Here is an 18202-nt window from a genome sequence, read left to right as displayed (position 1 = left end):
CCCCCGCGCTGGCAACTCAAAAACGGCCCCGTCGAGGTCCGTTTTTCCATTTACGAGAAAAAGTCGTGTGAACGCGTCGACTCTTGGGCCTCGTCCTAACTTGGACTACTTGATCCGTCCAAGATCGGAAAAGGAAATGACGCCGACTAGAATTCTGCTTGCAACAGATAACTGAAAGTTCGAATGAGAATGTGTGCATGACCAATATCAGCCAAATTTTCAAATCCGAGATCAGTCGTGTAGCACGCAAAGAGGTACGCCAAGAGATCGAAGGACTTCGTAAAGCCTCAGCCCAGCATCGTGGTGCCATTGCTGCTCTGCGACGTGAAGTAGCTGAGCTTCAAAGGCAACTTGGTCGACTTAACAAGGCCGCAGGCAAACCACCTAGTCAAGAGGGAGCAGAAGATGGTGCCGATCAGCGCGTGGCGCGACGCTTCAGTCCCACGCGCCTCGCCAGTCATCGGACTAAGCTAGGTCTATCCGCTGCGCACTACGGCCAATTGGTCGGCGTATCCGGTCAAACCATTTTTCATTGGGAGCAAGGCAAAGCACGTCCTCGGGCGGCGCAGTTGGAAGCGATTGCTGCCGTGCGTGGAATCGGCAAGCGAGAGGCAGAAGAGCGCTTAGTTGCAGCTGGCCTATAGTCACTCTGCTTGGAAGGAGCGGCATACCTCCTCTGGCTGCGATCTTGCAGATCGATTTATTAGAGCCTCTCCATTCTCTTGACATACGCATAAGCAAATCCTCGGCTTCTCTGGCGGATTGCATCGAAACATGCAGTACTACCTGGATTGTCAAAGCGGGTTTGGTCGCTGATGGCGCTCAGACTCCGGGAAGCCATGCAGCCGAATGCTCGCCTTGAGGCGTGAGGATTCTCTCAATCCCCTCCACTCATCTAGGAAGCGCTTTTCGTTCGCGCCTTGCTCGAGCAGCTTGTACTAGCTGACAGCCTTGAAAGAAAAGCGCAAGCCCAAGATCCCGCTAGGTCTCAGAGGGCCCGATTGGATCATCGCGGGCGCAGTCAGAGTTTTCTAAGCTGCACCCGCCTAGACGAAAAAATTGCTTAAGCGAACCGAGCGCTCCTCCTCAGACTGAATCCGAGGAGAAGCGCTCATATTCGGTTCTCAAAGTGTTTTCAGGCCACGTCGATCAATTGGCCGATCAATGCAGTGTGCATTGGTCAAGCCGGCCAGCCGGCTCTCTTCTTCCGCAGCTCGCCCTACTTCTTGCAGACAGTAGGGATCTGCTTGCTTGCGTTCGAGCATTGCACGATCCACCCGTTTGAGAAACTCCTCATCGAAAGCAACCATCTCCAGCTTGGATTGCGCTCCTGACGCTAGCTCTGCTTCTGTGTCTCTCATGAGGGTCTCCCCTCAAGAAGAATCCTCTCCACATGCCTGGCCCTCGCTCCATGCGCGGGAAACCCCACGATGACGGACCGATCGCGCTGCTGACAGATGCCGCAGCTCAGGCAGTCGGTGTTGCCGACGCTGGACGGACACACGATGACCGGGCGTCCACTTGGCGTGCGAGTCGGCTTGGTGGTGCCCACAGGCAAGACCACCACCACGGGCGCGACTTCAAGCACCGCATAGCCATCCGCCTGCGCCAGCGTCTCAGCGCTCAGGTTCACAGCAAAGCCGAGTTGGTTGGCCTGACGAATCGCCGCACGATTCGCCCGCGTTGGCGGATAGTGCGTATAGGTGAATCCACGCCGCCCCCGGTTGGCCATGGCCAACCTCGAGAGCAAGTGCACGTCAATCGTCCCCGGCGCGCTCGGCGTCAGATCACCCGCCTGGTTGTGTCGCCACAGTGCGCGGCGCGGCAACGTCCGGATCTGCGCCAACAGTTCGTCAAAGGAGCCCCCTCGGGCTCCTGCGGAAACAGCTCGCCAATGCAGCGCCAAGAGACCGTTCTCGGCATAGCAGCCGCTTTGCCGAAAGCTACAACCTGGAAGGCAGGTGTTCGCACTTGTCGTGGTGACGGCCATGGGCCCTGTCTTGGCGTTGCGGCTGACACGGGTGAAGTGATATATGAATGGTCCGGCGAATGCTGTCGATGAGGCACGCAGCATCGGACCACCGCGAGAAGTCGTGGTGACCAAGGTGTTCTCCTTCGAGGAATGGGTGCCGTGATTTCGGTCACGGACATGAGGCGTGCGAGCCCTTCCCTGCCCTACCTCATCGGCTCAAGGGGGCAAGAGATCGGGAACGCGGAGTTGGGAATGGATCGACTTTGGAAGCCGCAGCAGTGCCGTGAGGCTTACTCCTGGAGGTGGCGCTTGAGCCTTTGCTGCACCTCGAGAGCGCAGCCGTGCCAGGCGTGGCCGTTGACCAGGCCGGTGTCCAACGCGTCGGGATCGGCTGCGGCCACCCGATAGGCGTAGTAGGTCAGCGCCTGAAGCACGAAAGCCTGGATCAGCGCGCCATGAGCACTGAACTCCATCAGTTCCGCCACAAACTCGACATTGGTCTGAGGCTGTGATCGGCTCATGCTTGCGCCCTCGCCTCTATCGCCTGCACAAGAGTCGGAACTGAGGCGCGTGCCGGCAACACTGTCGCCTGCCAGAGCTGCCTCGCCTTCATGCGCAGGATCACGCCGTCCTCACGCAGGACCTCCCAGCCCCGGCGTCCCAGGCTTCTGCGCAACTCGTAGACCTGCCCGTCGTACATGACGCTCAGTCCCTCACGGATGGCGGCGCGCCTGGCCGCGCGGTTCGCGTGGAACTCCCTCACCTTCTCCCGCCACGGGCCCGCATGGGGCCCAACGGGAGCGTCGGCACGGTCGAGGAAAGACAACGGACAATCGAAGTAATACGGGCCGACGGTCTCGTCCATGCTCTTGACGGCAACCTCGCCGCGGCGGCTGTCGATGAGGGTCAGCCCGATCCATTTACGCCCAGCATGTTCGCCGGCACGCGTCTGCGCCAGGAACCACAGCCGATTGCCGACGGCGCGGTGAGCCAGCACCATCGAAGAAGTGCCGATGCTGCTCAACTCATCGTAGACAGCCTGATCCTTCGTCGCCCGGTAGACGATGTATCCCATGTCAAGTTCTCCGATCGATGTGGGCAAATGCATTCAAGGCCATTCGAAGACCTCGAAGCCCAGTTCACGCGGGAGCGCCGCATGGTCCGGACACAGTTCGAGTGCCTCGCAGGCTTGCCGGTCGGCCAGGATCAGGAGGTCGCGCATCACGCCCCAACCCAGTGTTTGAGCTGCGACGACATTGGCATCGGTGACGTCCAGACGCCAGCAGAACGCATCGAGTTCGATGCTCGCGAGCGACGCTTCTGGTTGTGACATTCCCGTGCCAGAAGCAGACGCAGGAAAACAAGGAAACACAGAAAGAGGAACGATGTCCTGGTGCTGCGCGTGGATCTGGCGCGCCACCACCCAGGGCAGATGGCGGGAGGTGATGCGCAGCGTTCGGCCGATGTGAGGGTCCAGAATCGGATCGACCTTGCGGCTGGATGCCCCGATCTGGGGAAAAGTATGGGTCATGATGAAACGGACGTGATTCGTTGAGATGAAGACTTGAAGGGGCTTGGGATGAGGTCCGCGCGGGCGCGCGCGAACGCGGCACAATCACCGCCATGACAACAAGGCAGATGCAAACACTGTCGGACGAGGAACTGGGAGCGCAGGCGCTCGAATGGCGGCGCAGAGCCCTACAAGGCGAATGGCATGCACGCGGCATTGCCCACGAGTTCGAATCGGAGATGCGCCGACGTACAGGTGCGCCAGCGTCCAACTACGACAGCCTCGACTTGCGCTCGCTCGAACTACGGGCCGCCACCCAACGCCGCTGGTGGAGGTTCTGGCAGGCCAGCTGAAGGGCTGGACTTGTCAGGCCTGCAAGGCTTGCTGTTTCATGAGCGGAGCCTGGTCGAGCTCGACACAACGCCAGAACTCGCGCTCAGCCTCGATAAGGCGGGCGATCTCTACCTCGTCGCGTTCGACCCGGTAGATGCGCAGGTCCTCTCCGCCGATCAAGGCAGCGACGTCGACAGCGTTGGCGCCGGTGACGCCCAGTTGATGCAGCATCTGGATTCGCACGTAGCCAGGGAGGCCCTGCTTCCAGTGATCCGCCTCCCACAGGCCGATGCACCTGCATTCCAGCAACTGGACATCCTGGTGCCCCACGACTTCGCGGCCGAGGTACGCGAACATCCAGGAGTGCTCGAAATGTCGCAGCAGGCCAGCCACGCGGCGAACCCGATGGCCGCAGCGCAGCGTGTAGTGCGCTGCCACGATAGGTTCGAGCAGGCGACTCCAATAGACCGCACCATCAGACTTTGTTTGCAAATTCGGGGGCGGCTGAAGCAGATCCTGGCGTCCGGTCTTCTCCATCCAGAGCCGGACGGGCGACTTGAAGGGGTCGCAACCCACGGCTGCGGCCGCCTCCAGGCTTGCAATGCCGGCTTCGGGCATGTTCGGCCAGCGCTCTGACACAGGCTCTCGCGCACACAGATGCGCTGCCGGGGAACACTTGGTGTTGGTGTGTAGATGACGCATGGGTTCTCTCCTGATTGAGATGGCTTCCAAAGCAAAGAGCCCCGCACTCCACACAAGTGGAAAGCAGGGCTCGATGCGGTTGAGGTTGGGACTGAGGTAGTCGGGACCGGAGGGAGGATCGAGATCGGCCGCCGGGCGCTTCACTTGACGAGCTCAAGCGCCTGCTCCAAAGCTCGCTGCTTCAACGCAGCGCCTTGTCCGAACCAGGCGCTGTCGAGGCGGTACTCGTGACTGCGGGCACGGCGCTCGTGGTCGACGAACTCTGTCATCGCGCTCAGCAAGCCCCAGGTCGTTCCCTTGGCCGCGGAGAGCTCGGCGCCACGCCCCTTGCCTTCGTACAGCTCCAGAATCTTTCTTGCAGCCCACCCCCGCGGGACAGGAGGTGCGGGAGGCTGGTCGACACTGGGTGCGGCATGTACGTCCACTCCATCGAGTCGACCCGACTCCATGGGCCCGTAGAGCACACGCTCGATGTACTGCATGGCCTCGCCGCTCTTGACCTTGCGTTCGGACAGCAGCTTCATGCGGTACATGAAGTCGTCCCATTGGCCGACGGCGATGCCGAGCTGGCGTTTGACGGCGTCGGCATCGAAGCTCGTGCTGTGTGGCACGCGGATGACGTTGCTGGTGCTGTCCAGCGCCACGGTCAGGGTGTTACTGCACACGACCCGCACGGTCGTGGGCGTCACGCTGGTGGCCAAGGTGCCGTCGCAGGATGTCGCCAGCAGGAGATAGCCGTTGACGATGTCGTTGCCTTTGAGCACGGCCTGCTTGCCGGTGCGCGCCAAGGCCCAGACCTTGCGACCGCCCTTGAGAACACCGGCAGTCTCCATCTCGTAGCCACCGATCTCGGTGAGGTCGCGGTAGAACTCCAGGACTTCACGGGGTTGCACGACCTGGTAGCGGCTGGAGACGACCGACAGCGCAGCGCGGGTGTCGCTGCGGTAGAGCACTTTCTGCTCGGCGAAGGATTCGAGGGTCTGGAGGGAGTCACCGCTGCCGGGCTCGTCGCCAGCGGGAACTCCGTCGGTCATGAAACGGACTGGGGTTTCCTGGATGGTCCAGTCCATGCCGGCTTGCTGGGCCCAGACCTCGAGGGGTTGTCTGAAGGGAAGGTGATGACCCAGGCGGTGCCAGGGGGTGTCGCCGACGTAGGCCATCTGTTCGATTTGGTGAGCCATGGGGAGTCTTTCTTGAATGAGCGAAGAAGAGTTGAAGGACGCGCAAAGCCGATGGGTGCACGTCACTGGGCATAGGGATCGTCGGGATCCGCGTCGTACGGATCCATGCCCGGCCCAGACCCTTCGGGTCGGTAAGGGGACGGCGACGGAGACAACGAGTCGGACGCGGGCCACGGCGGCTCGGCGCCGCGCCGGCCGCTGAAGGTGTGCCCGCATGCGGCGCATCGACAGTTGTTGAGCACGCGGTCGTCGATCACACGGCCGAAGATCGCGCCGATCTCGGTGCCGAGCGCGCCACCGCCCAGCCCGCCGAGCACGACACCGATGACGGTGCCCAGGGTGCCGCCGGCTGGACCGAAGGCGATGCCGGCGGTGAAGCCGGCGCGGGCACCACGCAGCGCACCGGCAACGCCGCCGGCCGCGCCGGCCAGGCCGCCCAAGGTGCCACCTGTTCGCTGGCCGATGTCTCTCGCTTCGATGCGATCGGAGCCGCAGTTGGGACATTGGAGATAGGTCAAGAAGTGAGTTCCTTTGCTTGTGGTGGATCGATGAATGGAGGTGGATGGCCCAACAGCAAAAAGCCCGGCCGACCACGCGGGTCGTGCCGGGCTGCTTCGCCGAAGGGATTGCTTGGATGGAGTGGGGAAAGGAAGACAGAGAAGCTCAATCGACGATGCGCCCTGCCAAACGAGCCAGGCGTGCGTACTCGCTCAGCGGTTTGTTGGCTTTCCAGTGCAGGTCGCGCTCTACACCAAGAGCACCGCCCATCAGGCGGATCGAGTACAGCTCGCGCACGGACACCACTCCAATCTCGGGAGTGCCCAGACCAAGATCACACAGGCCGTAGGCCAGGTCTTCGTCGCCGGGATCCAGTTCTGTGATGAGCCAGGTGGCAGCCCCGCAGGGGTTGAACCACTTGACCACCGGGTGCGGATCGAAGTGCGGGTTGTCGCGCGAAGCTGCGCCGTTGGCGAGCAGCAGCTGGCGCAACTCGGGGGTGATAAGTTCCATGGGGATCTCCGTAAGACTTGCCCAGATGAACCGGGCACTTTGGTGTTTGGGAAAGAGTCAATGCGCGCCGTACGGATGGGCAGGCGGCATAGCGCCCAGCCAGACGGCCGGGCGAAGGGGTGGTGCGGAAACGAAAAAGCCGCCCGAAGGCGGCTTGAGAAGGGTTGAAAGATCGAGACCGCGGCTCAGCCCGGGCGTTTGCCACTGCGGCACTCGGCCTCCCATTCACCGAGCTGGTCAGCGGTAATCACTTCATCCTCGCCGTGCTGGACGCGGAAAGCGACGATCCGCGTATCCACGCAGCTCCGGAGCTTGGCTGGGGTGGGCTCCGTGCCCGATGAGAGTGCCGTGCCTGATGTGTTCGAAGTGGCGGCGACCACCGCGTGATAGCACTCGGCGGTGAGTTGTCCGATGGCTGAGTCAGCGTAGAAGCCTCGCCCCTCTTGGGTCAGTTTGTCGCGGCGCTCCTTGACGCAAGCCCGGATCTTTTCCTGGCGAGCGTCTTCTGCGATCTGCTCCTGGTCAGGGATATATTGCTCTCGGGCATTTGCCTCGTAGACCAGCTTGCCGTTCTCGTAGCGCGCAGCGACGTACTGCTCGTTCACGGTTCGCTCGGTCTTGGGATCGCGCTTCGAGCGCACGACCTCGCCATCGAGCTTGCCCATCACCCAGTTCTGGCGATATTCGAGAATTCCTGACTCCTCAATGAACTTCTCCTCGACGCCGTGCTTCAGCCCCATCTGCACGTTCGCTCGGTAACTCAGTTGGGCGCCATGCTTGGTGTACTCGACGATCTCGCCCGTGATGGCGCCGTCTTCGACTGGGGTGCGGCGCACGAGCTTGCCGGTCTGGTCGTCGAAGATTTCCTCGGTCCGCGCAAGCTTTCCTTGCTTGAAAGTCGCGTTGTAGACCTCTCGACCGCTCTCCGGGCCATAGACGACGGACCGTCCATCAAGGACGCCGTGGTCAGTGCGGACCACTGCCTCGGGTTTGTTCGTGCCCGGGAAGTAGAACTTGAATTCGCCGGTGAGCACACCTTGATCGAACGTCATTTCATAGGCCTTGAATTTCCCTGCGCCCGTGGTGCAGGTCGTGGCTCCGTCCAGGACGCCTTCGTCGACGCGCACTTCGCAGACTTGGCCCAGGGCGTTGTGCTGAACGCCCGGGGCCGCCTTGTCCAGCACGTTGGTGGGGAGCGTGCTGATGGTGTCGAACTCCTTGCGTATGAGGATCGTGTGACTGGGCACGTTGTCGATCTTGCCGCTGAAAGGCTTATCGGCGCCTTGACGATAAAACTTGCCCTGGACGATCTCCGCATTGCGAAACTCCAAGGTCGAGGGACCACAGGCGGCCAGCAGGAGTGCGGCGGCCACGGACATGCACGGCGCGAGAAGCGCCTGGATGTGGGTTTTCATGGTGTGCGAAAGGAAGGAAGTGGTTGGCCGCCTGGCTCACTTGCGGAGCGACAAGCCGATGGCGCCGCCGACAAGCACCAGCCCCGCGAAGCCCTGGAAAGCTTCCTCGTCGGAGGCGAGAGCGATCAGAAGCAGCGCGGTCATGATGGTCATGACGATCTTGGCGCTCTTCGGAAAGGTCTTGATGGTCGTGCCGACGAGGTAGTAGATCTCCCCGCTCCAGGCGATGACTACCGCAGCCGGCGGGAACACCAGGAACATGCAGACGAGCGCCCAGCGCTGGCGGAACCAGGGGATCGAGCCATAGGGGCCGGGTGACGAGCCTGCTGAAGCTTGCGTCGCCAGCGGTGCCTGTGCCGTGACGGCTTGGGGTGCGCCGCATTTGGGGCATGTCGGGGCGGTTTCGTGGATCTCGTGGCCGCAGCCGCGGCAGTGGACGAAGTTGGTCATGCTGATTTCTCCTCTGGTTGTTTCTTGAAAGGCGGCCGGCGCTGGATAGATTGCCAACGCACGCGCTATGACGACCGAACAGAAGACGCAGCCGCCTTCGAGGTCACAGAAGTCATATGTGACTCAAGATTTTTTGAATCGCTTTTTTTGCAGATCTACACGTCAAAACCACTGCCGCAGACGGAAGGAACAAGGCAAAGCGCACCCATACACCGCAAACTCCTCTTCGGACCACTGTCGGCGATCAGTCGTCTGCGTTCTCTTGCCCAACAAGCCCTTGAACCACTCGACCTGTAGGGAATGAGACAGATCAAATTGCAAATGTGGTTATTAACCCGTGGATTATAGGCATACACTTTGAAACCCTTGGGGCATGTCCACACCAATGCTCTCTCGCGGCGGCCGGCCTCGAGGCAGGGTGTCCTTCAATCAGGAAAGTGCGAAGGCTTTCGGGATAGTGGTACGCGGATTCCGCAAGCAAGTCGGTCTGTCCCAAGAGGCATTGGCACATATGGCCGACATCGAGCGAACTCACTTCAGCAGCATTGAGCGCGGAACCAATCAGCCTTCGCTGTGGTTGATACTCAAGATTGCAAGAGCGTTGGGCGTGAGCAGCGCTGACCTGATGGCCGCGACAGAAAGCGCTTTAGCTAGTTCTAGCGTTTGAATTCTGAGCCTGCTTTTGGGCACCGTGCAGCACTCAAGCTTCGGACATGCTCGAATAGCGCAGACAACTCCCCCGTAGTAGGTTGTACAGAGGCGGCCGACTCGGTCATCAAGACGGCGCGGCGTATATCTCGCCTCGTACGCTGCTCAAAGGATCCGAGGTGGGACATCCCAAGCACAGCCAGTTCAGCGTGGCCGAGGTGCTCGAGCACGAGCGGCCTCACCTGATGCCGATGTCCGAGCCCTTCGATGGCTACGTGGAGGACCGGCGCGAGTGTCGGGCACCTGCCTGGTCTCGGTGGCGCGCAACCGTTACTCGGTGCCGTGCGAGTTGGCCGGACAGATGGTTAGCACGCGGCTGTATCCAAGCATCGTCGTGTTCGTCGCCGATAACGCAGGAGTCGATCGACACGATCGCGCAGGACCTCGGACCGTCGCTGCTCTGCCTGGCGCAGCCTGTACGCGACGAACTCGCGCTGCAGGTGCCGAGGTCCGGGTGAACTGGCCGTTGCGTGGACTAAGCTATCCGGGATCGATTCGGAACAATTGAGAAAGCAGATGAATGCGGAACGACTGTTTGCACTAGTCGGAATGACCAATACCGACAACGACGTGATCGACGCGGTCCAGGCTCATGGTGGATCGATCAGAGCGCTCTCCGAGAAGAAGCTGGCGGAGTTGACGATCGATTTCATCCAGCTGAACAAGCTGGGTGTCGCGCTCGCGTTCACGCCAAGGGAATTCTTCTTCCGAAACTATCGCGATCCGATCGGCACCGGCCCGTACGCGATGAGTGGCGTTTTCTACTACCCCAATGGGGCGGCAAAGGTTTCCGCCTATCTGGGATCCGTTCCGTTCTCGTCCGGCCCGGTCGGAAACCGCAGCGAGGCGCTCGCAGCCTTCGGTGAGCCGCACGAAACCGAGGAAGAGAATGGCGATGTCTATTGGGATATCTGGATGAAGGACGGCCGGCAGGTCAAGGTCGACTACAACGACGAATTGGCCGTGAAGACGGTTCTGGTCTCGTTCCCCATGAAGGATTGAGGCGGCGTTTCAACGATTTGGGGGGCAGGTGTGCGGGCGACGCTCCCGTTGTCCTGCGCGTCGATGTCCACGACGAGACGATACGAAGCACCAGGGTTGCTTGAAGGAGTCGGGCTTGCAAAGGGAAATCAATCAGGTCGCGGAGACCACCGAAGGCATCGTGTTCATGGGCCTGGCGTACCCTGCAGGGGACGTCGGTGCGGCGGTCGGAAGCCTCTATCGGCTCGCCCCCGGCAGCAAGGCCGGCGATCAGGCCCTCCACATCCTCTCGACCAACGATGCGCTTCGTGTGCTGTGGGTGTCTCCTGCCGACAGCCTCTGGGTAGGCAGCGCCGACGGGCGTGTGGGCACCACCGCATCGACGGGGTGGGCTGCGGCCGAGGGAGACCTGGCGTACGAAGCATTGAACGGAGGGCCGGCCTGGACGGTCTCGACCCTGCCACGCGACCGTGTCAAAGGCTTGCCCCCCAATGTCACCGCCATGTGGGGCAGCGCGGACGACGACGTTCATGTTGGCGTGCATGGCGGCCACCTGTACCACTGGAATGGCAAGCAATGGACCCAGACGCGAGACGGCGACGGCACGGCCGACCAGACGATCCGGACCATCCGTGGGCATGCAGCCGATGATGTCTACGCGGTGGGTGCTGTCGGCACGCTGCTGCACTACGACGGAAAGCGGTGGCGCAATCTGCCCATTCCCGGGACACCGACGGAAGGGGAATCGCTTGGCGGAATCGCTTTGCTGCCTGACCGGACAGTGATGGTTTGCGCATCCGGCATCCACGGACGGCTCTTGCATGGCAATGCCGCGGGCTTCACGGAGTTTGGTCGCTATCCCATGCAACTCAACAACGTGGCGGCACTGGGCGATCGCCTGTTGTTCGCAGCTTGGGACGGCGTGGCGGAGCTTTTCGGACGCGAGGTCCGCATCGTCAAGGACAACTTCAAGACGGCGGGTGCGTTCGAAGGTCGAGGCCGTGTGTTCTTCACCGAGCCCGCCGCGCCCCGCATGCAGTACATCGTGCATGACCCGGCCAAGCAGGCAACGCCCTGGACTCGCAGCAAGTTCTGAATCAGGCCGCCGGAAAGGCGCTGGCTTCCGAAGCCTGCCGTCCGACGAATCTCCGGATTCATCTTTGCTTGGACTTTGATTGACGAGCTACCTTCCCAGCACGCGCATTGAAGTCTTGAGCCGGCCCCAGGCCGAGGTCATGACTGTTGACATGGGTTCGCCTTGCGATCGGCCTTGCCGACCGCTTGGTATCGGCGCTGTTCGGCATTCCAGCTCAGCGTGGGAAGGTCATACGACCCACCGACGCCCGGCGTGTCGACATGGACGCGAATCTCCTGCGGAATGCCGTCCAACCAACGCCCGTGCCTGAGCTCGAGCATGGCCGGCTGGTCCCACGGAAAGAGCTGATCGATGCCGCCGACACAGCGGAACTCGCTGTCCACCAGCAACGGTGTCGGGAAGCTCTCCCACGGCGCGTTGGCCGGCCTGCCTTCGTAGTAGACGGATGCAAAGATGGTGACCAGTGCCACCTGCGGCCGTGCATCGGGCGCCGCCAGTCCGCAACGGCGGGTTGCCGCCAGGTAAGGCCTCCACGCGGCTGGTAAGCGGTCTCGGTCCTTCGCTTCCAGCAGCGTGCAAGACCCAGGCTGCAACTTCCGCCAGGCGCCAACCGGCTTTCCGGCACCCTTCGCGGATGCAAGCTCAGACCATGCAGGTGTGCCCAGCAGGATGCCTGCGGCCAGCAATACCTTTGTGATGGCCGCCAATCCGCTGGTACGGGTTGGAGATAGTTCCAGGCGCATTCAATTTCTCGACTCGTTCAGATCGACAGCGCCCGCGGTATGCCGCAGGTCCGTTCATGGTGACGTCTCGACCCGAGTATCGGGCAGGCCGCCATAATGCGACACTCCTCCGATGCCGACACCCAAGAGCGCCGCACGCTTTCCCGTTGTTCTCTCCTGGCGCTCTGCCGGCTCAGCATCGCTGGACGACGCACCCGGGCTCGAGCGCTTGTGGAAGACCTGGAATGACCAGCTGTCGTCCATGGAGTCAGTGGCCAGCAGCCGCGGCTGGCAGATCGAGCCGCTGGCATTCGGTGCACCGGTTTCCGAAAAGACGCTGAAAGCACTCGATGCCAAACTGATGCGGCGCACGGGACGCCTGTTGCCCGCGCAACTGCGCTGGCTGCTGACCCGCGCCTCGGCCTGCACCTTCGGCTGGCGCGCCTCGGCCGAAGACGAGCCGGATGGCAAGTTCGCTGCCTGTTACGCAGGCGGCGCAGGAGCACTCTGGGACGTGGAGCAGATCGACCCCACCGGCCAAGCCTTGTCCAGTTGGGTTGAGAGCTGGGTGGAGGACCTGCGGGAAAACGAAGAGGATGCCGAGGCCACCGCGATGCGGGTGCTCTGGGATCGGCACCTGCCATTCCTGCACCTGCCCAACGGCGATCTGCTGGTGCTGGACCTGAGCAGCGACGACCCTGCTCGCCAGCCCGTGCGCTATTTCAGCCATGAACGGGACGGTCTGCACGGTCATGTGCTCGCTGCCGACCTGTTCGAATTCCTCGGTGGCTGGATGGCACTGGGCTGTGTGGGCTCGACCTGGCATTGCTGGGATCTGTTCACGGCCGACGAAGGACCCGAGCGCGTGCGCCTGGATACTGCAGGCCCTGCCGCCGAGCGCTGGCGCATGTGGCTGGCCGACGACCCAGCGTACGGCCCCGAGGAGGGCGCGATGCGCCCCCAGCCCGTACGTGCGAGCACGTCGGCCGATTTCGCATTGCTCGAGGCCGCGATCAACGGAGACATCAAGGCGGCCGAAGCGGCGATCGCCGCGGGTGCCCGGCTGGACTGCGCGGACCTGGACGATCAATACAACGACGAGAACACGGCCGTGGTCCTTGCCGCTAAGCGAGACGACCTCGCGATGCTGGAGTACCTGTTGCGCCATGGTGCCTCGCTCGCGTCCCACAAGCTACCGCTCGTGGCCGCCATGACCACGGCGCGCGCCCCGACGCTGCTGTGGCTGATCCGCACCGGCGCCCGCATCGACCCCTGGCCCGAAGAGCGCTTCGCGGCCCTGCACCGGCTGCTGGATGCTGAACAGCTGTCCGACGACGAGTACTTCGCTGTACTCGACGCCATGCTGGCTGCGGGAGCCAATCCCAACGTAGGGTGGGACGCCGCATCCAGAGGGGCGTCGACCACGATGCTGATGCGCACAGGCCCCATGAGCCAGGCCCGTCTGCTGGCTGCCGGCGCCGATCCACATTTGCGGGACCTGCAAGGTCGCACGGCCATGCACCATGCGCGCTCGCCGGAGCAGATCAAGGTACTGACCGATCACGGCCTGGATGTGAACGACTTTTCCCGCCCTCCGCCCGGTGACACGGTCACCACCCCTTTGCAGGATGTGCTGGGTGAATGGTCGGAGGCAGCACCCGCCGAGGCCGTGCAGGCCTTCCTGTCGGCCGGGGCCGATCCGGCCCTGGCGGACTCACTGGGGAATAACGCCTGGGCATACTGCAGGCATCTCACATGCGCCCAGCTGCTGGCTGAACATCTGCCCTTCGATCCGGCTTGGCGCAATGCTCGGGGCCAGACCTGCCTGCATTTCGCGGTGGAGCAGGGGCAGCGCCTCTATGCCCATTCCCGCGCACTGTGGCCCCAGCTGGTCCGCTGGGGGTTGGAGATTGACGCGCAGGATGCCCACGGCAACACGGCGCTGCACCTCATGGTCGGATATGTCGACAGCGAGCACGACTTGCCCAGCGTGCAACAGCTGATCGATATGGGGGCCTCGTGGGAGGTTCGCAACCATATAGGAAAGACACCGCGGGACCTGCTCAAGAAGAAGTACCGGATTTCGGCTGGCGCTTTGCGGACGCAATAGGGGCCCGGGTCGCCACTTACAGGCCCAACTTGATGCGCATTACAAATGTTCGGGAAAGCCCCTCAAGGCTGCATCCGGGAAGGGTGCGACACCGAAGGTGGAAGAGTGAGTAACGTATGACCCAATTGTTAGATTTGTTGTCCGCCGAAGATTACGCGAAGCGCTTCCAAGGCACGGGGATCCGGGACTGTGCCGTCATTCTCGAATGACTGCAGAACCGAAGTATCGACATCCGCGACAAACGAGAGCAAGAGCTCTTCGATATTCTGTTCATCAGCGGCATCGAAGTCTTCGTCAACAAGCGCACTCAGGGCGATGTCACGGGACCGGGAAGGGCGTTGATCGCGAAGATTGGCAAGGCGGAGATGCCAAGCTGGAGCCGTGTTGACGGTCATAGGAAGCCCTTGCATTTCGCCCAGGCTAGGTACTGGGCAATGACGGCATCGTACTTGTTTCCGAACTGGGATCTCACATCGGCGATGTCCATCATGACCGCCTGCATGAAGCTCGCCTTCCCCGTTTTTATGAGAGCTTCCTGCGTGGCCCTGTAAGCGTTTGCTGCGACTTTTCCAGAATAGGTTATCGCCTACCGGGTTTCGTTGGCTCGATCAAGACGGGATCCGGTTTGGCCACATGCTGTTCCAGAAGTCGGCGCCCTTCGGCGTCCAGCAGTCCGAAGACAACCCCGTTCATTTGCATCAGCTGTCGCTCGCGCTCTCGAATAGCCATTTCCTTCGCATCGTCGCCATAGCGGCTGACGCTGAACGATTTCTGCAACTTCTTCCCTGGCGCGCACTGCGTGTGCGCGGTCCACAGCAAGGGACGACCGTCAGCGTCGCGGCGGCAGAAGATCCCAGGAAGGTTGTCCTTCGTATCGATACGAGCGCGCTGTGCCTGCTCACGCCGAGTCAGGGCTGGATACATCACTACGACTTGGTCTCTCCAAGCCTGGGCGGCTGCGAGTCCAGCTTTCTCACCGTACGTGCTGAACATGAAGACCTTGCGGTGTCGCCGTCCGTCGCGCATGACGCAGACCTCCCAGCGGTCTTTGGCACGCCGGATACCGTACATGGCCAGAGGATTCGGCACACCCAGGGGCATGGAAGATCAGAAGCTTGAGTTGAGACTGAATCCGAGCACAGCCGAATTCGATGAGGAGCCGTTGTTCTACTTGCTTTTGGGGACTGACTGGGCGCTGTCAGAGAAGGAAACAGTCGCACCGCTTTCGTCTTCGATCCATCCGCGCCAGGTGCCACGGCCCCACGAAGTCTTGACTTCGTACTGGATCACATAGGTCTTTCCTGGTAGCGCTACGAATCTCATCGGAATCGTGTCCGCTTGGAATTGCGGAATCGTTCTGAGTCCGACCACGACGGCATGCTCGCCAGGTGGCAGTTCCCAGCGGTCCACAGGTCGAAGAACGTGCGGGACCCTTTCGCCATCGACCGAAAAGAAATAGGTGGCTCCTCGCGGCCCGGACTTGATGATGGCGAGGTTGGACAATGGTTGCGCCTCAGTGCCAGGGACGCGATAAGGCGAGCCAGTGCAGCCCGCGAGCATTGCCGCGGCCAACGCGAGCCCCATGGCGACATTGAATTTTCTATTCATACCGATTCTTTTCCTTCCTCGTGCCTCATCGTTCTCGATCGAAGCTATTGCTCCTCGACTGCCGGCAGACATTTCACTGAACTGATGCAACAGCGCTCCGACCGCTTCTGCGCGCGACCATCACTTGGTCGTCCTCTCAAGCTGCGGCTTCGAGATTGCTTCGTCTGCCAAGGCACTAGCGCCTTCTAAGAATTGCTTGCCGGCAAGGAAGCAAACAGCTTGGGTTGGTGCCAGCAACGCAGGATCTAGATTGAGTGGCCCTTTTTCCTGCTCTCTGGCCAGCCACGAGTTCATGCATCTGCGCTGCTCCAAACCGGCCCGTTTGCGCAAGACCTCATCGAACACTGCGCGGCTCTCACGTAGAGAGCCATCGGGGTTCAGATGAGATGCGGCCCACCGAACGCCGTCGGTGCCGAACATGTCTCGCAGAAACATGCACGCAGATTTTGCAGCCTCGTCCCGCTTGCTCGATTTAAGGCAACGGGCCACCAGCTCTTGAGAGGCACGCTGTTCCGCGGCCGTGATTGGAGAAGACAGCTTCGTCGGACCAGCGCAGGCCGAGACAACCATGACAAGCCCTAGGCCAGCCAGCCAGCCACCGACGCGCCAAGCGAGCACGCAAGACCCCGGGCTCGGCGTACAAGTGAATCTTGGACCAAGCCCCATCAGAAGCTTGCGTTGAGATTGAAGCCCAGCGTGACCTTCGCGGTACGGTAGCCCTCCGGCTTGCTGATCGGCGCACCGACGAAGAAGTCGTAGCTCAGCTTGCTCCACTGGCCGCGCACGCCGATGACGGCCCCGGCCAAGCTGCGGCCGAGCAGATCGACCGTCGAGCGGCCGCCGACGTGGCCATAGTCGGCACCGACGTACAGCTCTGCCCCGCTTTGACCCACGGCCCATCCGATGTCGTTGCGGATGAGCCAGCCGCGCTCGCCCATCAGGCTCGTCTCGCCGTCGAAACCGCGCACCGTGTAGCGGCCGCCGATGGCGAAGCGGTCCTGCGGCGTCAGCGGCGTGCGGTTCCACTGAGCGCGGATCAGGCCGGAGTAACGCAGCTTCTGTTCGCCCAGCTTGAACGGTGCGTTCAGGCTGATGTCGGCGGTGTAGAGCTTCAGGCGCGAGGTGCCCTCGCCGAACTCTTCTTCCGGCGCGACGCGTGAACCGAAGCCGCCAGTGCCGCGCTTGTAGGCCAGCGTGCCTTCCAGCGTCGCCTCGCCGAGGTACTCCTTGTGATTGAGGCTGAGCTCCCAGCCGCCGACCACGCGGTGCTGCACCTCGACCTCGGTGTCGTCCACGAAGTTGCGCGACTCGCGGCGCCAGCCCTTGATCGCGATGCTCGTCTTGCGGCTCTGGTCGCGGTAGACGAGACGCGAGAGCTTGACCTCGGCGTTGTTGGTCTTGCCGGCGTAGACGTAGTCCTGGTTCAGGCCGGCGACGCTCTGGTGGTACTGGCTGTTGGAGGCCGTGAGGCCCAGCAGCCAGTAGCCGTAAGGCAACGAGTAGTGAACGGTCTGGCCTTCGGTGCCCTTGGCCGGGTCGCCGAAGACATGGTTGTTGATGTTGTGGTTGGCGCTGACGTAGAACAGGTCGTTCAGGCCGAACGGATTGTCCAGGGACAGAGTGGCGCCGGCCTGGTAGCGGCCGGTGGCTTCGGTTCCGCTGTCGTCCAGGCTCAGGGTGACGCGCCATTTCTTGGCCTGGACGTATTTGACGACGAGGTCGCTGTCGCCGGGCTTGGCGTTGGGGGCGGTTGAAGGCTCGATCTGGATGTCGGCTTCGGCTGTGGGGGTGCGCTTGAGGTTTTCGAGGCCTTGTTCGATGTCGCGCAGGTTCAGCAGGTCGCCGGGGCGCGCGGGGATAGCTGTGGCCAGCAAGGCAGAACTGCCGAGCAGCGTAGACGAAGAATCGGGTGTCGTCCGAATGGATGCGATGCGACCAGGCACCAGAGAGAGTGTCAACGTGCCAGTGGACAGATCCTGCGGCGCGGCGAGGACTCGGGTGGTGACAAAGCCGCGGGCGATGACGGTTTGCTGCGCTCGTGCGAGGACTACGTTGACACCCGCCGTGCCGAGGCAGCGGCCCACGGGTGAATCATTGCCCTCAGGGCCTGAGAGATCTGCGACGGCCCATCGGAAAGACTCGGACTGCTCACCAACCAGCAGCACGCGATCGATGCGAAAGCACGGCGACTCGGATTCAGGAATGCGCTGGGCCGGAGCGGGCGGCGCAGCCTGTGGACGCTGGTCGATAGTGCGTTCGTTCTGCTCACGAAGGGCACGCTCTCGCTCTTGTTGACGTTGCTGTTCAACGAAGGGTTGCGGCGTTGATGGGGATTGCTGGGCAGCCGCGAGAAACGGCACCGCGACAGCTGTCACCGCCAGTACATGACTCTTCATCTCGACG

At 62.1% G+C, this 18202-nt stretch carries 23 protein-coding genes and 1 pseudogene; 8 read left to right on the top strand and 16 right to left on the bottom strand.

What is annotated here, in order from left to right:
• The first annotated feature begins 197 nt into the window (after positions 1 to 197).
• Positions 198 to 644 (top strand): helix-turn-helix domain-containing protein, encoded by a 447-nt coding sequence (locus EJP69_RS14365; protein ID WP_126470804.1) that lies wholly within the window; start codon positions 198 to 200, stop codon positions 642 to 644.
• A gap of 480 nt (positions 645 to 1124) precedes the next feature.
• On the opposite strand, the gene EJP69_RS14360 is transcribed toward EJP69_RS14365, so the two are convergent.
• The 5 genes from EJP69_RS14360 to EJP69_RS14340 form a co-directional block, all read right to left on the bottom strand.
• The gene (locus EJP69_RS14360; RefSeq protein WP_126470802.1) at positions 1125 to 1361 is read right to left on the bottom strand and encodes a hypothetical protein; all 237 of its coding nucleotides are present in this window, start codon (positions 1359 to 1361) and stop codon (positions 1125 to 1127) included.
• Positions 1358 to 2104, bottom strand: coding sequence for a DUF7227 family protein (locus EJP69_RS14355; RefSeq protein WP_126470799.1), 747 nt, complete (start codon positions 2102 to 2104; stop codon positions 1358 to 1360). The genes EJP69_RS14360 and EJP69_RS14355 overlap by 4 nt, the downstream gene beginning before the upstream one ends.
• A 158-nt stretch (positions 2105 to 2262) precedes the next feature.
• The gene (locus tag EJP69_RS14350; protein WP_126470797.1) at positions 2263 to 2493 is read right to left on the bottom strand and encodes a hypothetical protein; all 231 of its coding nucleotides are present in this window, start codon (positions 2491 to 2493) and stop codon (positions 2263 to 2265) included.
• Entirely contained in the window at positions 2490 to 3047 is a 558-nt protein-coding gene (locus tag EJP69_RS14345) for a hypothetical protein (RefSeq protein ID WP_126470795.1), read from the bottom strand. The genes EJP69_RS14350 and EJP69_RS14345 overlap by 4 nt, the downstream gene beginning before the upstream one ends.
• Positions 3048 to 3080: 33 nt before the next feature.
• A complete protein-coding gene (locus EJP69_RS14340) occupies positions 3081 to 3503 on the bottom strand; it encodes a hypothetical protein (protein WP_126470793.1) in 423 nt (140 codons plus the stop codon).
• Between the two features lie 107 nt (positions 3504 to 3610).
• Between EJP69_RS14340 and EJP69_RS14335 the strand changes: the two genes are divergently transcribed.
• A complete protein-coding gene (locus EJP69_RS14335; RefSeq protein ID WP_126470791.1) occupies positions 3611 to 3835 on the top strand; it encodes a hypothetical protein in 225 nt (74 codons plus the stop codon).
• Between the two features lie 13 nt (positions 3836 to 3848).
• Here EJP69_RS14335 and EJP69_RS14330 read toward each other — a convergent pair whose 3' ends face one another.
• From EJP69_RS14330 to EJP69_RS29630, 6 genes are all read right to left on the bottom strand, one after another.
• Positions 3849 to 4517 (bottom strand): YqaJ viral recombinase family nuclease, encoded by a 669-nt coding sequence (locus tag EJP69_RS14330; RefSeq protein WP_126470789.1) that lies wholly within the window; start codon positions 4515 to 4517, stop codon positions 3849 to 3851.
• 140 nt (positions 4518 to 4657) lie between these two features.
• The gene (locus tag EJP69_RS14325; protein WP_126470787.1) at positions 4658 to 5698 is read right to left on the bottom strand and encodes a DUF932 domain-containing protein; all 1041 of its coding nucleotides are present in this window, start codon (positions 5696 to 5698) and stop codon (positions 4658 to 4660) included.
• A 62-nt stretch (positions 5699 to 5760) separates the two neighbouring features.
• Entirely contained in the window at positions 5761 to 6216 is a 456-nt protein-coding gene (locus tag EJP69_RS29480; RefSeq protein ID WP_170217064.1) for a hypothetical protein, read from the bottom strand.
• A gap of 145 nt (positions 6217 to 6361) precedes the next feature.
• Entirely contained in the window at positions 6362 to 6709 is a 348-nt protein-coding gene (locus EJP69_RS14310; RefSeq protein ID WP_186475848.1) for a DUF2958 domain-containing protein, read from the bottom strand.
• A 185-nt stretch (positions 6710 to 6894) separates the two neighbouring features.
• Positions 6895 to 8124, bottom strand: a complete 1230-nt coding sequence (locus EJP69_RS29845) for a toxin-antitoxin system YwqK family antitoxin (RefSeq protein WP_240652142.1) — start codon at positions 8122 to 8124, stop codon at positions 6895 to 6897.
• A 36-nt stretch (positions 8125 to 8160) separates the two neighbouring features.
• The gene (locus EJP69_RS29630; RefSeq protein ID WP_186475849.1) at positions 8161 to 8574 is read right to left on the bottom strand and encodes a zinc ribbon domain-containing protein; all 414 of its coding nucleotides are present in this window, start codon (positions 8572 to 8574) and stop codon (positions 8161 to 8163) included.
• 373 nt (positions 8575 to 8947) lie between these two features.
• Between EJP69_RS29630 and EJP69_RS14295 the strand changes: the two genes are divergently transcribed.
• The 4 genes and pseudogenes from EJP69_RS14295 (at position 8948) to EJP69_RS14275 (ending at position 11359) form a co-directional block, all read left to right on the top strand.
• Positions 8948 to 9241, top strand: a complete 294-nt coding sequence (locus EJP69_RS14295) for a helix-turn-helix domain-containing protein (RefSeq protein ID WP_126470778.1) — start codon at positions 8948 to 8950, stop codon at positions 9239 to 9241.
• Positions 9242 to 9398: 157 nt separating this feature from the next.
• A pseudogene (locus EJP69_RS14290) lies at positions 9399 to 9658 on the top strand (Mu transposase domain-containing protein); the annotation flags it as partial.
• A gap of 173 nt (positions 9659 to 9831) precedes the next feature.
• Positions 9832 to 10284 (top strand): hypothetical protein, encoded by a 453-nt coding sequence (locus EJP69_RS14280; protein ID WP_126470775.1) that lies wholly within the window; start codon positions 9832 to 9834, stop codon positions 10282 to 10284.
• 115 nt (positions 10285 to 10399) lie between these two features.
• Entirely contained in the window at positions 10400 to 11359 is a 960-nt protein-coding gene (locus EJP69_RS14275; RefSeq protein WP_126470773.1) for a WD40/YVTN/BNR-like repeat-containing protein, read from the top strand.
• Between the two features lie 137 nt (positions 11360 to 11496).
• Here EJP69_RS14275 and EJP69_RS14270 read toward each other — a convergent pair whose 3' ends face one another.
• Positions 11497 to 12102, bottom strand: coding sequence for a hypothetical protein (locus EJP69_RS14270; RefSeq protein ID WP_126470771.1), 606 nt, complete (start codon positions 12100 to 12102; stop codon positions 11497 to 11499).
• A gap of 112 nt (positions 12103 to 12214) precedes the next feature.
• Between EJP69_RS14270 and EJP69_RS14265 the strand changes: the two genes are divergently transcribed.
• Entirely contained in the window at positions 12215 to 14191 is a 1977-nt protein-coding gene (locus EJP69_RS14265) for an SMI1/KNR4 family protein (RefSeq protein ID WP_126470768.1), read from the top strand.
• 128 nt (positions 14192 to 14319) lie between these two features.
• Here EJP69_RS14265 and EJP69_RS14260 read toward each other — a convergent pair whose 3' ends face one another.
• Positions 14320 to 14586 (bottom strand): hypothetical protein, encoded by a 267-nt coding sequence (locus EJP69_RS14260; RefSeq protein ID WP_126470766.1) that lies wholly within the window; start codon positions 14584 to 14586, stop codon positions 14320 to 14322.
• A 238-nt stretch (positions 14587 to 14824) separates the two neighbouring features.
• On the opposite strand from EJP69_RS14260, the gene EJP69_RS14255 reads away from it, so the two are divergent.
• Positions 14825 to 15310, top strand: coding sequence for a hypothetical protein (locus EJP69_RS14255; protein ID WP_126470764.1), 486 nt, complete (start codon positions 14825 to 14827; stop codon positions 15308 to 15310).
• A gap of 48 nt (positions 15311 to 15358) precedes the next feature.
• On the opposite strand, the gene EJP69_RS14250 is transcribed toward EJP69_RS14255, so the two are convergent.
• The 3 genes from EJP69_RS14250 to EJP69_RS14240 all read right to left on the bottom strand — a co-directional run bounded on the left by EJP69_RS14250 (position 15359) and on the right by EJP69_RS14240 (position 18195).
• Positions 15359 to 15799 carry a hypothetical protein gene (locus EJP69_RS14250; protein ID WP_126470762.1) on the bottom strand — a complete coding sequence of 147 codons (441 nt, stop codon included), beginning with the start codon at positions 15797 to 15799 and terminating at the stop codon, positions 15359 to 15361.
• A 120-nt stretch (positions 15800 to 15919) separates the two neighbouring features.
• A complete protein-coding gene (locus EJP69_RS14245) occupies positions 15920 to 16219 on the bottom strand; it encodes a hypothetical protein (RefSeq protein ID WP_126470760.1) in 300 nt (99 codons plus the stop codon).
• A 245-nt stretch (positions 16220 to 16464) separates the two neighbouring features.
• Complete coding sequence (locus tag EJP69_RS14240) at positions 16465 to 18195, bottom strand: ShlB/FhaC/HecB family hemolysin secretion/activation protein (protein WP_126470758.1); 1731 nt, start codon at positions 18193 to 18195, stop codon at positions 16465 to 16467.
• Positions 18196 to 18202: the final 7 nt, after the last annotated feature.

The organism is Variovorax gossypii, from assembly GCF_003965815.1.
GTDB lineage: Bacteria > Pseudomonadota > Gammaproteobacteria > Burkholderiales > Burkholderiaceae_C > Variovorax > Variovorax gossypii.
The sequence above is the reverse complement of the archived record's forward strand: the minus strand, read 5'-3'. Positions and strand labels throughout refer to the sequence as shown.

Bases quoted from the DNA above. Each gene is read 5' to 3' on its own strand.
- EJP69_RS14365 (WP_126470804.1), top strand. From the start codon at position 198: ATGACCAATATCAGCCAAATTTTCAAATCCGAGATCAGTCGTGTAGCA.
- EJP69_RS14360 (WP_126470802.1), bottom strand. From the start codon at position 1,361: ATGAGAGACACAGAAGCAGAGCTAGCGTCAGGAGCGCAATCCAAGCTG.
- EJP69_RS14350 (WP_126470797.1), bottom strand. From the start codon at position 2,493: ATGAGCCGATCACAGCCTCAGACCAATGTCGAGTTTGTGGCGGAACTG.
- EJP69_RS14345 (WP_126470795.1), bottom strand. From the start codon at position 3,047: ATGGGATACATCGTCTACCGGGCGACGAAGGATCAGGCTGTCTACGAT.
- EJP69_RS14340 (WP_126470793.1), bottom strand. From the start codon at position 3,503: ATGACCCATACTTTTCCCCAGATCGGGGCATCCAGCCGCAAGGTCGAT.
- EJP69_RS14335 (WP_126470791.1), top strand. From the start codon at position 3,611: ATGCAAACACTGTCGGACGAGGAACTGGGAGCGCAGGCGCTCGAATGG.
- EJP69_RS14330 (WP_126470789.1), bottom strand. From the start codon at position 4,517: ATGCGTCATCTACACACCAACACCAAGTGTTCCCCGGCAGCGCATCTG.
- EJP69_RS14325 (WP_126470787.1), bottom strand. From the start codon at position 5,698: ATGGCTCACCAAATCGAACAGATGGCCTACGTCGGCGACACCCCCTGG.
- EJP69_RS14310 (WP_186475848.1), bottom strand. From the start codon at position 6,709: ATGGAACTTATCACCCCCGAGTTGCGCCAGCTGCTGCTCGCCAACGGC.
- EJP69_RS29845 (WP_240652142.1), bottom strand. From the start codon at position 8,124: ATGAAAACCCACATCCAGGCGCTTCTCGCGCCGTGCATGTCCGTGGCC.
- EJP69_RS29630 (WP_186475849.1), bottom strand. From the start codon at position 8,574: ATGACCAACTTCGTCCACTGCCGCGGCTGCGGCCACGAGATCCACGAA.
- EJP69_RS14295 (WP_126470778.1), top strand. From the start codon at position 8,948: ATGTCCACACCAATGCTCTCTCGCGGCGGCCGGCCTCGAGGCAGGGTG.
- EJP69_RS14280 (WP_126470775.1), top strand. From the start codon at position 9,832: ATGACCAATACCGACAACGACGTGATCGACGCGGTCCAGGCTCATGGT.
- EJP69_RS14270 (WP_126470771.1), bottom strand. From the start codon at position 12,102: ATGCGCCTGGAACTATCTCCAACCCGTACCAGCGGATTGGCGGCCATC.
- EJP69_RS14265 (WP_126470768.1), top strand. From the start codon at position 12,215: ATGCCGACACCCAAGAGCGCCGCACGCTTTCCCGTTGTTCTCTCCTGG.
- EJP69_RS14260 (WP_126470766.1), bottom strand. From the start codon at position 14,586: ATGACCGTCAACACGGCTCCAGCTTGGCATCTCCGCCTTGCCAATCTT.
- EJP69_RS14255 (WP_126470764.1), top strand. From the start codon at position 14,825: ATGCTGTTCCAGAAGTCGGCGCCCTTCGGCGTCCAGCAGTCCGAAGAC.
- EJP69_RS14250 (WP_126470762.1), bottom strand. From the start codon at position 15,799: ATGAATAGAAAATTCAATGTCGCCATGGGGCTCGCGTTGGCCGCGGCA.
- EJP69_RS14245 (WP_126470760.1), bottom strand. From the start codon at position 16,219: ATGTTCGGCACCGACGGCGTTCGGTGGGCCGCATCTCATCTGAACCCC.
- EJP69_RS14240 (WP_126470758.1), bottom strand. From the start codon at position 18,195: ATGAAGAGTCATGTACTGGCGGTGACAGCTGTCGCGGTGCCGTTTCTC.